This window comes from Aquicoccus sp. SU-CL01552 (assembly GCF_040365005.1).
In the GTDB taxonomy this organism is placed as follows: Bacteria; Pseudomonadota; Alphaproteobacteria; order Rhodobacterales; family Rhodobacteraceae; genus Antarcticimicrobium.
This window is the reverse complement of the sequence record NZ_BAABWV010000005.1, coordinates 150,677-163,271: the sequence shown is the minus strand read 5'-3', so window position 1 is coordinate 163,271 and position 12,595 is coordinate 150,677. Positions and strand designations below refer to the sequence as shown.

Genomic DNA, 12,595 nt, shown 5'->3' with positions numbered 1-12,595 from the left:
CCCCCTGCCCTGCTCCCTGTCCCCCGGCGCCGGTCGCTGAACGGTGCCCGGGGGCAGCTTCAGCTTTTCGCGGCGGGGGCGCAGCCCGAGGATGCTGGGCGTTCTGATCTGCGTCTATGCAGCGCTGCTCGCCGCGATCCTGCTGTTTGACGCCGCGTGGTGGCTGATGGCGCTCTTGGCGCTGCCGACCCTGCCGGCGCTCTACGATCTCTACCGCGACCCCGAGGCCGGGTTGACGCTGGACGCGGAGTCCCTGTCGTGGCGCAGCGGGCGGCGCAAGGGAACTCTGGCCCTGTCGGAGATCGCGCGTCTGCGCCTCGATACCCGTTGGGATTTCTCGGTGCGCGCGACGGCGGTGCTGACATCGGGGCGACGCATCCGCCTGCCCGACGAATCGTTGCCGCCGCACCGGGTGTTCGAAGCGGCGCTTCTGGCCCGTGGCGTTCAGGTGGAGCGGCATCATTTCACCGTGTTCTGACCCGGCCTTCTGACCCGGCGTCACCCGATCAATGAACAATCGCGGCCCGGACCCCGGGTGAAACGGCGCTCCGGTTCCCTTCCGGGGACAATGCCACTCAATTACCCCATTCGCCGTCCGCAAACACCCCCGTGGTGCCACCTTTGCGCCCCAATGCAGCGGCAGGTTCACGGGGAAATCCGCAGCTGCCGCCATTCGGGGTCTTCATGTTCCAATTCGATCGCCACGCGTTGCCTTCCATTCTGCCCGTGTTGGCCCAGTCCATTGCCCGTTTCACGCGGCGCGCCCCCTCGCCCGTCCTGCCGTCAGAGCCGGAGGCCTCGCTCGAGACCTTGGTCGACATCCCGATCCGCGAGGGCGAGACCGGAAGCGATATCGCGCAACAGGCGCGGGAACGGGGGCTGTTCCTGGCCCGGCAGGACCGCTGGGACGACCTTGCGGCGGAAATTCGCGCCGCCGATTCCGCGCGGAGCGCCGCGCCAGGCGGGGTGCCACTGGCCGAGCTGCTGGCCTATGGTGCACGCTGCGACGTCGTGCAGGCCGTCGAACAGGCATTGGAGCGGGGGGCCGGGGCCGAGGATCCCGCGCTGCTCTCGGGGATCATGTCGCTGGAGGCGATGCGGCAGGAACACCGGACCGATCCCCACGTGACCCTTGTCGTGGCGCTGGCGCATATCGACATCGCCTGGGCCTGGCGCGGCACCGGCGCGGAGGCCACCCTTCCCGCGCTGAACCGGCAACGCTGTGCCGCGCATTTCGACCGCGCCGCGCGCCTGTTGGAGGCCTTCGACGCCATAGCGCTGGACAGCCCGGCGGTGGCCTCGGCGCAATGCGCGCTGCTGGCGCGCCGCCCCGGATTGGCGCGACGACTGGCCGACAGCCATGGCGCGCTGATCGACCTCGATCCGCAGAACTTCCGGGCCATGCGCGCGCTCGGGGCGCACCTGCTGCCCGACCGCGCGGCGCTGGACCTCGAGGCGCGCCGCACCGCCGCGCGCACGCAGGACATCTGGGGCACGGGCGGCTATGCTTGGGTCTGCTTCGACGCCATTGCCGGGGATGCCGACGCCCTCGACGCGGTGGATGTCGATTTCTTCATCGACGGGCTGCGCGATATCGTCGCCGCGCATCCCGAGCAGGAGATGATCAACCTGCTTGCCGCCTATTGCGCGATCACCCTGCGCCGCGACGGGGACACGCCGGCGCCGGACAGTCCGCGCGCACGCATCGCCGCCTGTGCCGGCTGGCTGATCCGCGACCACCTGACCGAAGTGCACCCGCTGGTCTGGGCCCATGCGGCACAGGGGTTTGACAACAACCTGCGCGTCGCCTCGCCGCAGCGGTTCGCCGCGCGCGGGCGGGCCGACGCGCTGCGCGCCATCGCCGAACAGTTCCGCGACGACCTCGACCGCGGGCTGCGCATCACCTTTACGCCGGAGGGGCCGGTGACCGGCGCGCTCTGATCCCCTTGCCCAGCCGCGCGCTCTGGCCTAGAACGCAGGCCGGACATTCGCGGAGACGAGGCACCCCATGCTGGACCTGACATTCGAGCCCCCCAAGCCCAAGGTGATCGCCGGGGCCAAGCACGACTGGGAACTGGTGATCGGCATGGAGGTCCATGCGCAGGTCAGCTCGCGCGCCAAGCTGTTCTCGGGCGCCTCGACCCAATTCGGCGCCGAGCCCAATTCCAACGTCTCCTTCGTCGACGCGGCGATGCCCGGCATGCTGCCAGTGATCAACGAGTTCTGTGTCGAACAGGCGGTCCGCACCGGGCTGGGCCTCAAGGCCGGGATCAACCTGGTCAGCGCCTTTGACCGCAAGAACTATTTCTACCCCGACCTGCCGCAGGGCTATCAGATCAGCCAGCTCTATCACCCCATCGTCGGCGAGGGCGAGGTGCTGGTCGAACTGGGCGAGGGCATCGGCCGCATGGTGCGGATCGAACGCATCCACCTGGAGCAGGACGCCGGCAAGTCGATCCACGACATGGACCCGAACATGTCCTTTGTCGATCTGAACCGCACCGGCGTGGCGCTGATGGAGATCGTCAGCCGCCCCGACATCCGCGGGCCGGAAGAGGCCGCCGCCTATATCGCCAAGCTGCGCCAGATCCTGCGCTATCTTGGCACCTGCGACGGCAACATGCAGAACGGCAACCTGCGCGCCGATGTCAACGTCAGCATCTGCCGCCCCGGCGATTACGAGAAATACTGGGAAACCCAGGATTTCAGTCACCTCGGCACCCGCTGCGAGATCAAGAACATGAACTCGATGCGGTTCATCCAGCAGGCGATCGAGGTCGAGGCCCGGCGCCAGATCGCCATCGTCGAGGCCGGCGGCACGATCGACCAGGAAACCCGCCTCTATGATCCCGACAAGGGCGAGACCCGCTCGATGCGGTCCAAGGAAGAGGCGCATGATTACCGCTACTTCCCCGATCCCGACCTGCTGCCGCTGGAAATCGAGCAGGCCTGGGTGGACGAGATCGCCGCCGCGCTGCCGGAACTGCCGGATGCCCGCAAGGCGCGCTATATCGCCGATTTCGGCCTGACCGACTATGACGCCAGCGTGCTGACCGCCGAGGTCGAGACGGCCGCCTATTTCGAGGCGGTGGCGCAGGGGCGCGACGGCAAGCTGGCGGCCAACTGGGTCATCAACGAGCTGTTCGGCCGGCTGAAGAAAGACGACCACGACATCACCACCAGTCCGGTCAACCCGGAGCAGTTGGGCGGGATCATCGACCTGATCTCCAAGGGCGACATCTCGGGCAAGATCGCCAAGGACCTTTTCGAGATCGTCTATACCGAGGGCGGCGACCCGGCCGAGATCGTCGAGGCGCGCGGCATGAAACAGGTCACCGACACCGGCGCCATCGAGGCCGCGGTCGACGAGGTGATCGCCGCCAACCCCGCCCAGGTGGAAAAGGCCAAGGCCAACCCGAAACTGGCCGGCTGGTTCGTGGGCCAGGTGATGAAGGCCACCGGCGGCAAGGCCAACCCCAAGGCAGTGAACCAGATCGTCGCGGCCAAGCTGGGGCTGTAAGCCCCATCACCACGGCAAAATGTACAGGAAACCCCGGCCCGGCGCCGGGGTTTTTCATTGAGGGGGCTGGGGGGAACGGCCTCAGGCGCGCCAGAACTGCACCGTCAGGATGGCATAGACGACCATCAGCTCCAGCCGGCCCACCAGCATGGCAATAGACAGCATCCACTTGGCCGGGTCGTTCAGCCCGGCGAAGTTGCCCGCCGGCCCGATCTTGTCGCCCAGGCCCGGGCCGATATTGGCCAGCGCCGTCGCCGCGCCGGAGATCGCGGTGATCATGTCCAGCCCGGTCAGCGCCAGCCCCCAGGACAGCAGCCCCAGCGACACCACGAAGAACATGAAGTAGGAAATCACCGAGCTCAGCACGTCGGCCCCCACCGGGCGGCCCTCGAACCGCGGGGTAAAGACCCCGTGCGGGTTGCGGATACGCCGGATCTGCACCGCGATCGAGGAAAACAGCAGTTGGTAGCGGAAGATCTTGACCGAGCAGGCGGTCGAGCCGGCACAGCCGCCGATCAGCCCGATGAAGAAGAACAGCATGATCAGGAAACTGCCCCAGGTCATGTAATCGACGCTGGAAAACCCGGTACCGGAGATGATCGAGGTGATGTTGAACAGCGCCTCTCGCATCGCCTGTTCCCAGTGATGCGGAAAGATCGAGGTCAGCACCAGCGTCGTCACCAGCACCAGGACCGCGATGACGATCAGGAAGGTGCGCACCTGGCTGTCGCGAAACAACGGGCTGGCGTGGCCGTTGATCATCTGGACATAGCGCACGAAGGGCAGCGCGGCGAGCACCATGAAGACCGAGGCCGCATATTCCGCCGGCCCCGAGAAGGTGCCGAAGGAGGCATCATAGTTGGCGAAACCGCCGGTCGAACAGGTGGTCAGCGCATGCACCAGCGCGTCGAAGAACGACATGCCCAGCGCCATGTAGGTGAACATGCAGGCAACGGTCAGCCCGATGTAGATGGTCGAGATCTGGCCGGCGATCGCGGTGGCGCGCGGCAGGATCTTGCCCATGGTCTCGAAGGCCTCGGAGCGAAAGATCTGCATCCCGCCCACCCGCAACTCGGGCAGGAAGACCATCGCCACGACGATGATCCCGATGCCGCCCAGCCATTGCAGGATGCCACGCCACAACAGGATGCCGTGCGGCAGGTCGTCCAGCCCCGTCACCACCGTCGAACCGGTGGTGGTCACGCCCGACATCGCCTCGAAATAGGCATCGACAAAACGCAACTCGGTCTCGCCCAGCATGAAGGGGATCGCACCGAACAGCGGCAGGACCGCCCAGACGCCGGTGGTCAGGAGAAAGGTCTGCTGGATCGTCAGCCCCTCGCGCCGGCCATTGGAACAACTCAGCGAGATCATCCCCCCGACCAGCACCGAGACCATCCCGCTTTCCAGGAAGACATGCCATTCGCCACGCCCCTCGATCAGGTCGGCGATCAACGGCAGGGCCATGGTCGCGCCGAGAATGGCGACGAGCAGGCCGATCACATATCCGACGGGACGCAGGTCAAACATGAGCGGCAGCGTTGGCGCGCCCTGCGCCGACTGTCAAGCGCGACAGGCCGGCGCCGGCACGGTCCCGGGCCTCATTCGCCGTCGCCGGGCATCCGTGGCGGTTTGGACGGCGCCCGGGCGCGTCGGCGGGGTGCCGGTTTGGTCGCGGGCTTGGCCGCCGGTTTTGCCTCGGCCGCGGGAGGGGCCGCCGGTGCCTCTGCCGGTTTCGCTGCAAGAGTCCGGGCTACGGTTTTTTTCGCCGGGGCCTTGGTACCGGCCCGCGTCGCCTTGGCCGGAGGCGTGGGCGCCTCAGCCTTGATTGGCGCATCGGGGGGCGTGGACGGCTTCGCCACCGTTTTTTGCGGAACCGCCTTTGCCGCCGGTTTCGGTGCCGGTGTCACCTTTTCTGCCGTCTTCAAGGGCGTGGCAGGCGCCGGGCGTGTCGTGGTCCGGGCCGCCGGGGGGCGGGCCGTGCGCGGTTTGGCCGCCGGTTTGGCAGGTGTTTTCGCGGCAGGCTTCGCCGCCGGTTTGGCGGCTGTCTCTCCGCCGGACCAGGCAAGGGACACCGCCCGTGCCTGAAGCGCGGGCATGTTGGCGGCGAACAGGGTGAAGGTCTGCATCACCGCAAGCTGCTGGCTGGCGGCATAGCCCGCCAAGCGCAACATCGCGGTCTGGGCACTGAGGGGATCGAATATCGGGGTCATGATGAGATCGCTCCGCTTTTGAGCATCGGGCCGCGCGCCGGCCGGCGCGCATCACGAGACCAGCATAGCGCAGGGCGAATGCAATTGCAGCATTTTTCGCTGCAGCGCGGAATTTCGGTCAGGATCCGCCCCGCCAGGCGGCCGCGCCGCCGCTCAACCCGCGTGGATCAGCGAGGCAAACAGGTGCGGATCGAGGCTTTCGGAGGCAAAGGTCTCGCCCTCGACCAGCAGGCTGACGGCGTCATGGCTGTGCAGGCTCTCCTGGTGGCTGGCAATGATGCGGAAATCGCCGATGCGCTGATCGGCCTGCAACTGGGCGCAGAACAGCCGCACCGCATCCTCGACGAAGATCGGATTGGCGGCGTTCATCTCGGCAAAGGCCTGTTCGTCCTCACGCTTGACCATGACCTGCGTCTCGGTCGGCACCGCCCGGCGGCAGGCCTCGATCAGGTCCTCGAACCACAGGCAGGGCGCATCCGGGTCCAGCACCACCGAGACTCGCGCGACCGAGCGCTGCGAATGCGGCGTCGCCAGTTGGCCGCGCTGCGACCGGGCGTGTTCGCTGAGTTCCAGCGAACAGGGGCAGGTCGAGGAGTAGACATAGTCGAGGTGCATGATCTTCTTGCGCACCCCGTCGGTTTCCACGAGCTCCAGCGCGATGTCGTAATACTGGTAGCCGGCCAGCCCCGAGCGCAGGCTCTCCACCTTCATCGGGAAGGAAAAGCGCATCTGGATGCGGGCATCGAAGCTTTCGAGGTCGCTCTTGTAATCGTCCAGCGCCGCCTCGATCACCTCGAAGCTGAAGGTGCGATCCGCATGGGCATAGAACGAGCGCATGATGCGGCTCATGTTGATGCCCTTCTTGTCCGCCTCGAGGCTGACCGAGCCGGTCACCCCGGTTTCCAGCGTCAGATCGCCGTTGTCGCGGGTATGAAACCGGATCGGCAGGCGGAAGTTCGAGATCCCCACATGCTGGATCTGCTGTTTCGCGCCCCGGATCAGGCTGGCCGGCCCGTTCTGAAGATCGGGCAGCGTCGCCTTGTAGGCCTCGTCGACCGTGAAGTCCTGTGGGTAGTGCCGCGACAGGTCGGGATAGTTCCCCAGCGCCTGGCCGGGCAGCAGCCGCGCGATGGCTGGGTCAAGCTGTGCAACCTCGGTCGCCGTGGCGCTTGCGGCCCAGGCCCGCAACACGTCAAGCGCCGCTGCGGCGTCGTTTTCGTCGGGCGCGCCGTCCAACGCGGGGAACTGAATATTCATTGCCGATCCCTTTGCATCTGCCCGCCAAATCTAGGCGCGGGGACTGTGGATTTCCATTCCTAATCCCAATACGCACCGAGACTGGCGGTGGATCACTTGTTTTTCCCGCCCCGGCCCGACACCCGGACCTCAGTTCGCGGCATCGAGCGCCCCGGTGATGTCGGCCAGAAGATCCTCGAGGTTCTCGATCCCCATCGACACCCGCACCAGCCCCGGCGTGATCCCCAGCTGCGCGCGCTGCTCTTCGCTCAGGCGCTGGTGGGTGGTCGTGGCGGGATGGGTGACGATGGTCTTGGCATCCCCGAGGTTGTTGGAGATCTGCGCGATCTTCAGCGCGTTGAGGAACCCGAAGGCGGCCGGTTGCCCGCCCTTGAGGTCGAGCGACAGCACCGTGCCCCCTGCGCCCATCTGGGCGCGCGCGAGGTCGTATTGCGGATGCGCCGCCAGCCCGGGGAACAGCACGCGGGCCAGCGCCGGGTGATGCTGGACCGATTCGGCCACGGCCTGCGCGTTGGCGGCCTGCGCCCGCACGCGCAGGTCCAGCGTTTCCAGCCCCTTGAGCATGATCCAGGCGGTGAACGGGCTCATCGCGCCGCCGGTATGTTTCATGTAGGGTTCGACTTTTTTTCGGATCACCTCGCGGGTTCCCAGGATCACGCCGCCCAGCGCGCGCCCCTGCCCGTCGATGTGCTTGGTCGCCGAATAGACCACCAGGTCGGCGCCCTGTGCCACCGCGTCCGAGAACACCGGCGTGGCAAAGACGTTGTCGACCACCACCAGCGCGCCCACCGCGTGGGCCAGGTCGGCGACGGCGGCGATGTCGATCACTTCGAGCGTCGGGTTGGAGACCGATTCGAAGAACACCGCGCTGGTGTCGGGGCGGATCGCCGCCCGCCACTGGTCCAGGTCGGTGCCGTCGACGAATGTGACCTCGACGCCAAAGCGGCCGAGCACCTCTTCGAGGATATAGAGGCACGAACCGAACAGCGCCCGTGCCGCGACCACGTGATCGCCTGCCTTGAGCAGCGCCGTGAGCGCGCCGGACACCGCCGCCATCCCCGAGGCAGTGGCAAAGGCGTCCTCGGCCCCCTCGATCCGGGCGATCCGGTCCTCGAACATGCGCACGGTCGGGTTGCCATAGCGGGCATAGATATACTCGTCCTCGCCGGCCTCGATGAACCGGGCCTCGGCGGCTTCGGCGCTGTCATAGGCAAACCCCTGGGTGAGGTAGATCGCCTCACTCATTTCGCCGTACTGGCTGCGGCGGGTGCCGGCGTGAACTGCGGTGGTACGTGATTTCCAGTTGTCGCTCATGTTCTCATCCTCTGGCCCGTCCAGGCGGGCACAAAAAAAACCCCGATCGCGGCCAAGCGAAAGGGGTCTTTCATCCTGACCTTTTAGCGGTGTGTTTAACGTGGCCCGCAATCCGGTAACAAATCGCCACGATCCTTCGATGGGCCGGGCATACGCCCAAGGCAGGCGTCCGTCAAGACAGGCGGCCTCCCCTTGCCCCCGGCGCGGAAAGCCGCATGATCACGCCCTGACCGAGGGAGGCTGAGATGAGTGCACCGATCGACCTGTATTACTGGCCCACGCCGAACGGCTGGAAAATCTCAATCGCGCTGGAGGAGATGGGCCTGCCCTATGCCCTGCAGCTGGTGGACATCACCGCCGGCGCCCAGTTCGAACCGGCGTTCCTGAAGATCGCGCCGAACAACCGGATGCCGGCGATCACCGATCCCGACGGGCCGGACGGGGCGCCGATCTCGATCTTCGAATCGGGGGCCATCCTGCAATATCTCGCGCGCAAGACCGGGCGGTTCTGCGGCAGCACCGAACGACAACGCATCGCGGTCGACCAATGGCTGATGTGGCAGATGGGCGGGGTCGGGCCGATGGCGGGCCAGGCGCATCACTTCCTGCAATACGCCCCGGCGATGGACCCGCCGCAGGACCTGCCCTATGCCAAGGACCGCTATCGCGCCGAGGTGGGCCGCCTCTATGGCGTGCTCAACCGGCAGTTGGCCGACAACGAATTCGTCGCCGGCGATTTCTATTCGATCGCCGACATGGCGATCTGGCCTTGGGCGCATCTGTGGAAGCGGCAGGAGCAACAGATCGACGACAAGCCGCATTTCGCCCGCTGGATCAAGACCGTAGGCAGCCGCCCCGCCGTACAGGCCGGCCGGGCGGTGGCCGCCGAGAAACGTGCCAACATCGCGCAGGACAAGCAGGCGCAGGCGCTGCTGTTCAAACGCTAGGCGGCCCGCCCGGCACGCCTGACCCCGGTCGCGGGGCCTCAGCCCTCGTCCAGGTCGACGACCGCCAGCCCCAGCTTGCGCGCGGCGGCCAGTGACAGGATCCCCGAATCGAGTCCCTGCGGTTTCTGGTAGCGGCGCACGGCAGCACGGGTGCGGGTATCCATCTCGCCCGACACCGTGCCGTGATAGAGGCCGCGAACCGCCAGTGCGCGCTGCAGGCTGGCCAGGAACTCGGGCGTCATGTCGCTGGCGCAGGGGGTTTCGAACCAGGTTTCCTTGCGCTCGCGCACGATCCTCTGCACCGTCTCGGTCTTGAAGGTCGCCGGGCGGCTCACCGTGCCATCGGCGTGGATCTCGGCCGGTTGCATCATCACCTGTTCGGTCTCCGTCTCGATCACCGCCGGGCTCACATGTTTTCCCCAGCAGGTGCCGGGGGGGGCGCCGGGGGGCGCCTGCTGGATCTGGCGGCTGACTTCGGGTTCGCCCAGCGCGGCGATGTCGCCCACCGGCCCGGCACAGGCGGCAAGCCCGGCCAGCGCCAGCGCGCTGAGGATCGTTCGGGTCGGTGTCATGCTCGGGCCTCGACAGGCGTGTTCTCTCGTTGCGGCCAGTCTAGCGCAGATCGCCGGCGGCGCAAAGTTTCCCGCAACCGGCCCCGGGATTCCGTGTCATCCCGCCTCGGACAGCAGCAGGTCGAGCATCTCCGAGATGTCCTCGACCCGCTCGGCGATCACATGGGTCACCCCGTGCCCGCGCTGCACCCGACCGGTGACCCGCAGCAGCCGCCCGGAGATCACCGCGCGGCGGAATGCCTCGTAGATCTTGCGCCAGACGATCACGTTGACCACGCCGGTCTCGTCCTCGAGCGTGAGAAAGATCACCCCCTTGGCGGTGCCCGGTCGCTGCCGCAGGATCACCAGCCCGGCCACCGCCACGCGCGCCCCCCCGGGCGGGTCGTCCAGCCGCGCCGCCGGCAGGCAGGCGGGCGGGCGTGGCCATGGATCGGGAGATGTGACTGGGGGCGTAACGGGGGATCGCGGTTCAGGCATCGACATGAGAACAAAAATAGAACATGAATGGCGTTTTGTCGAGCCGCCCCGCCCCCGGGCAAAACGGGCTGGAAACGTGCCGACGGCTTGGCTAAGGAGTCGGGGACCACCGAGAAGGACGCAGCACAGATGCCCAAGATCACCTATATCGAGCACAACGGAACCGAACATGTCGTCGACGTCCCGGTCGGGCTGACCGTGATGGAAGGCGCCCGTGACAACAACATTCCGGGCATCGAGGCCGATTGCGGCGGCGCCTGTGCCTGTTCGACCTGCCATGTCTATGTCGATCCCGCCTGGGTCGAGAAGCTGCCGGCCAAGGAAGACATGGAAGAGGACATGCTGGATTTCGCCTATGCGCCCGATCCGACCCGCTCGCGCCTGACCTGCCAGATCAAGGTGACCGAGGATCTGGACGGTCTGGTCGTGCAGATGCCCGAAAAGCAGATCTGATGCGGCTTGGCGCGGCGCTTTTCCTGGCGCTGTGCCTGGCACCGCCGGTCCTCGCCGGCGCGACGCCTCCGGCCTGCGTCGGCGCGATCCGGACGGCGCAATATACCACCCCCACCGACCGCTATCCGCACGGTGCGCTTGGTGATCCCTGGGAATGGGCGGCGCTCTCCGTCCGCTTTCGGCTGGAGTTGCCCTGCCTGACCGGCGAGGTCGGCGCGATGGTGACCCTACCCGAGGACATGGTGTTCGAAGATGTGCGCCCGCTGCTGCGCGATCTCGACGGCGACGGCGAGGCGGAAATCCTGACCGTGGAATCACAGCGCGACCGGGGCGCAAGGCTGGCCGTCTACAAACGTGTCGGCGGCATGTTGCGGCGGGTGGCGGCCACCCCGCATATCGGGCAGCGCAACCGCTGGCTGGCGCAACTGGGGGCCGCCGACCTGGATGGCGACGGGGCGGTGGAGATCGCCTATATCGACCGTCCGCACCTGGCCAAGACCCTGCGCATCTGGCGCTACAAGGACGGCGCGCTGACCCCCGTGGCCGAGGCGCCCGACCTGACCAATCACCGGTTCGGAGAGCCCGAGATTTCCGGCGGCATCCGCACCTGCGGCAGCGGCCCCGAAATCATCACCGCCGATGCCAACTGGTTCCGCCTGATCGCCAGCACCCTGAGGGGCGGCCACATCACCCGGCGCGACATCGGCCCCTATACAGGACCGGACAGCATGGCGGACGCACTGGCCTGTCGTTAGGCCACCGCCCGCCGCATGGTGATCGAGGTCGGGCGGTCATAGCCCGCGTGCGTCGTCTCACCGGTTCTGGCAAAACCCAACCGGGCGAAGGCGGCGTGGTTCTCCGCCAGTTCCACCCGCACCTGCAGTTCCAGCACCGGCAGCCCCAGCGCGCGGGCGCGGGCGACGGCCAGGTCGACCAGCCGCCGCGCCAATCCGGTGCCGCGCTGGCGGGGGTCCACCGCCAGCTTGCCCAGGTAGAGGCAATCCGGCCTTGGCGTCAGCACCACGCAGGCCGCCACCGGATGCCCGAGTGCCCAGACCTCGGCGGTGCCGGCCTGGTTTGAAAGCCCCTCCAGCGTCAGCCGGTGCATCGAGCTGGGCGGGTCGATCCGTCCGTCCATATAGGCGAAGCTTTCCCGGATCAGCGCCAGCACCTGCGCCAGCCGCGGATCATCGGGCAGCAGCCGCTCCGGCGCCTCCATCCTAGCCGCTGACCACGTGATCGCCGCTGATATCGCCCAGCGACTGGAACAGGCCGGCGGTATTGGAAACCCCGAACTTCTTCAGCAGGCGCGCCCGGTGCACCTCGACCGTGCGATAGCTGAGCTCCAGCGCGCGGGCGATCTCCTTGCTGGTCTTGCCCTCGCCGAGGAGCGAGAACACCTCGCGCTCGCGCCGGGTCAGCGGCTGATAGGGGCGGGTGTCGGAGAGGTCGGCAAAACTCCAGACCGCGCGGGCCAGCGGGGCGTTCGGGGTAAAGGTATGGCCGCGCACCCGGCACCAGAACAGCTCGCCGCCGTTGCGCATCATCACCCGCTCGTCCCAGTACTCGCCGCTTTCCTGCAGGTCGCGCACACCGCGGTTGCGGATGTTCACGAATTCCTCCTGGCTGGGATAGAGCACGGCAAAGGTGCTGTCGCGCAGCGCATCCACGGAATAGCCGAACATCGTGGCAAAGGCGACGTTGCATTCCCGGATCACCCGGTTCTCGGTCACCACCAGGCCCACCGGCGCATGGACAAAGGCCAGTTCGGCCAGATCGCGGCTGGCGAACAGGCGATCCAGCACCTCTTCGGTCGCTGCGGTCATGCATTTCTCCCCATCG

General features: G+C 67.2%; 14 protein-coding genes and 1 riboswitch. Of the genes, 6 read left to right on the top strand and 8 right to left on the bottom strand.

Going from position 1 to position 12,595, the window contains the following annotated elements:
- Positions 1-91: 91 nt before the first annotated feature.
- From ABWV23_RS07845 to gatB, 3 genes are all read left to right on the top strand, one after another.
- On the top strand, positions 92-478 hold the full coding sequence (locus tag ABWV23_RS07845; RefSeq protein WP_353346688.1) for a hypothetical protein: 387 nt from the start codon (positions 92-94) through the stop codon (positions 476-478).
- Positions 479-684: 206 nt separating this feature from the next.
- A complete protein-coding gene (locus ABWV23_RS07840; RefSeq protein ID WP_353346686.1) occupies positions 685-1,941 on the top strand; it encodes a hypothetical protein in 1,257 nt (418 codons plus the stop codon).
- Positions 1,942-2,008: 67 nt separating this feature from the next.
- A complete protein-coding gene (gene gatB / locus ABWV23_RS07835) occupies positions 2,009-3,520 on the top strand; it encodes an Asp-tRNA(Asn)/Glu-tRNA(Gln) amidotransferase subunit GatB (RefSeq protein ID WP_353346684.1) in 1,512 nt (503 codons plus the stop codon).
- A gap of 81 nt (positions 3,521-3,601) precedes the next feature.
- On the opposite strand, the gene ABWV23_RS07830 is transcribed toward gatB, so the two are convergent.
- The 4 genes from ABWV23_RS07830 to metZ form a co-directional block, all read right to left on the bottom strand.
- Positions 3,602-5,050 carry a TrkH family potassium uptake protein gene (locus ABWV23_RS07830; protein ID WP_353346682.1) on the bottom strand — a complete coding sequence of 483 codons (1,449 nt, stop codon included), beginning with the start codon at positions 5,048-5,050 and terminating at the stop codon, positions 3,602-3,604.
- Between the two features lie 71 nt (positions 5,051-5,121).
- On the bottom strand, positions 5,122-5,733 hold the full coding sequence (locus ABWV23_RS07825) for a hypothetical protein (protein WP_353346680.1): 612 nt from the start codon (positions 5,731-5,733) through the stop codon (positions 5,122-5,124).
- Positions 5,734-5,886: 153 nt separating this feature from the next.
- Positions 5,887-6,990, bottom strand: coding sequence for a GTP cyclohydrolase FolE2 (gene folE2, locus ABWV23_RS07820; protein ID WP_353346678.1), 1,104 nt, complete (start codon positions 6,988-6,990; stop codon positions 5,887-5,889).
- A gap of 129 nt (positions 6,991-7,119) precedes the next feature.
- Positions 7,120-8,304, bottom strand: a complete 1,185-nt coding sequence (gene metZ / locus ABWV23_RS07815) for an O-succinylhomoserine sulfhydrylase (RefSeq protein ID WP_353346676.1) — start codon at positions 8,302-8,304, stop codon at positions 7,120-7,122.
- 63 nt (positions 8,305-8,367) lie between these two features.
- Positions 8,368-8,444: riboswitch (SAM riboswitch) on the bottom strand.
- Positions 8,445-8,549: 105 nt separating this feature from the next.
- On the opposite strand from metZ, the gene ABWV23_RS07810 reads away from it, so the two are divergent.
- A complete protein-coding gene (locus tag ABWV23_RS07810; RefSeq protein WP_353346674.1) occupies positions 8,550-9,251 on the top strand; it encodes a glutathione S-transferase N-terminal domain-containing protein in 702 nt (233 codons plus the stop codon).
- A 38-nt stretch (positions 9,252-9,289) separates the two neighbouring features.
- Here the strand turns inward: ABWV23_RS07810 and ABWV23_RS07805 are convergent, their stop codons facing one another.
- Positions 9,290-9,823, bottom strand: a complete 534-nt coding sequence (locus ABWV23_RS07805; RefSeq protein ID WP_353346672.1) for a peptidoglycan-binding domain-containing protein — start codon at positions 9,821-9,823, stop codon at positions 9,290-9,292.
- Positions 9,824-9,919: 96 nt separating this feature from the next.
- Entirely contained in the window at positions 9,920-10,300 is a 381-nt protein-coding gene (locus tag ABWV23_RS07800) for an OB-fold nucleic acid binding domain-containing protein (protein ID WP_353346670.1), read from the bottom strand.
- Between the two features lie 129 nt (positions 10,301-10,429).
- Here ABWV23_RS07800 and ABWV23_RS07795 point away from each other — a divergent pair, with 129 nt between their 5' ends.
- Both ABWV23_RS07795 and ABWV23_RS07790 read left to right on the top strand, forming a co-directional pair.
- Positions 10,430-10,753, top strand: coding sequence for a 2Fe-2S iron-sulfur cluster-binding protein (locus ABWV23_RS07795; RefSeq protein WP_353346668.1), 324 nt, complete (start codon positions 10,430-10,432; stop codon positions 10,751-10,753).
- On the top strand, positions 10,753-11,508 hold the full coding sequence (locus ABWV23_RS07790; protein ID WP_353346666.1) for an FG-GAP repeat domain-containing protein: 756 nt from the start codon (positions 10,753-10,755) through the stop codon (positions 11,506-11,508). Before ABWV23_RS07795 ends, ABWV23_RS07790 begins: the two co-directional genes overlap by 1 nt.
- Here ABWV23_RS07790 and ABWV23_RS07785 read toward each other — a convergent pair.
- Both ABWV23_RS07785 and ABWV23_RS07780 read right to left on the bottom strand, forming a co-directional pair.
- Positions 11,505-11,972, bottom strand: a complete 468-nt coding sequence (locus tag ABWV23_RS07785) for a GNAT family N-acetyltransferase (protein ID WP_353346664.1) — start codon at positions 11,970-11,972, stop codon at positions 11,505-11,507. The genes ABWV23_RS07790 and ABWV23_RS07785 overlap by 4 nt on opposite strands.
- 1 nt (position 11,973) lies before the next feature.
- Positions 11,974-12,579: a LuxR C-terminal-related transcriptional regulator gene (locus tag ABWV23_RS07780; RefSeq protein ID WP_353346662.1), complete on the bottom strand. Its 606-nt coding sequence runs from the start codon at positions 12,577-12,579 to the stop codon at positions 11,974-11,976.
- Between the last annotated feature and the right edge of the window lie 16 nt (positions 12,580-12,595).

Bases quoted from the DNA above. Each gene is read 5' to 3' on its own strand.
- ABWV23_RS07830 (WP_353346682.1), bottom strand. From the start codon at position 5,050: ATGTTTGACCTGCGTCCCGTCGGATATGTGATCGGCCTGCTCGTCGCC.
- metZ (WP_353346676.1), bottom strand. From the start codon at position 8,304: ATGAGCGACAACTGGAAATCACGTACCACCGCAGTTCACGCCGGCACC.
- ABWV23_RS07785 (WP_353346664.1), bottom strand. From the start codon at position 11,972: ATGGAGGCGCCGGAGCGGCTGCTGCCCGATGATCCGCGGCTGGCGCAG.
- ABWV23_RS07810 (WP_353346674.1), top strand. From the start codon at position 8,550: ATGAGTGCACCGATCGACCTGTATTACTGGCCCACGCCGAACGGCTGG.
- ABWV23_RS07790 (WP_353346666.1), top strand. From the start codon at position 10,753: ATGCGGCTTGGCGCGGCGCTTTTCCTGGCGCTGTGCCTGGCACCGCCG.
- folE2 (WP_353346678.1), bottom strand. From the start codon at position 6,990: ATGAATATTCAGTTCCCCGCGTTGGACGGCGCGCCCGACGAAAACGAC.
- ABWV23_RS07800 (WP_353346670.1), bottom strand. From the start codon at position 10,300: ATGCCTGAACCGCGATCCCCCGTTACGCCCCCAGTCACATCTCCCGAT.
- gatB (WP_353346684.1), top strand. From the start codon at position 2,009: ATGCTGGACCTGACATTCGAGCCCCCCAAGCCCAAGGTGATCGCCGGG.
- ABWV23_RS07780 (WP_353346662.1), bottom strand. From the start codon at position 12,579: ATGACCGCAGCGACCGAAGAGGTGCTGGATCGCCTGTTCGCCAGCCGC.
- ABWV23_RS07795 (WP_353346668.1), top strand. From the start codon at position 10,430: ATGCCCAAGATCACCTATATCGAGCACAACGGAACCGAACATGTCGTC.
- ABWV23_RS07840 (WP_353346686.1), top strand. From the start codon at position 685: ATGTTCCAATTCGATCGCCACGCGTTGCCTTCCATTCTGCCCGTGTTG.
- ABWV23_RS07825 (WP_353346680.1), bottom strand. From the start codon at position 5,733: ATGACCCCGATATTCGATCCCCTCAGTGCCCAGACCGCGATGTTGCGC.
- ABWV23_RS07845 (WP_353346688.1), top strand. From the start codon at position 92: ATGCTGGGCGTTCTGATCTGCGTCTATGCAGCGCTGCTCGCCGCGATC.
- ABWV23_RS07805 (WP_353346672.1), bottom strand. From the start codon at position 9,823: ATGACACCGACCCGAACGATCCTCAGCGCGCTGGCGCTGGCCGGGCTT.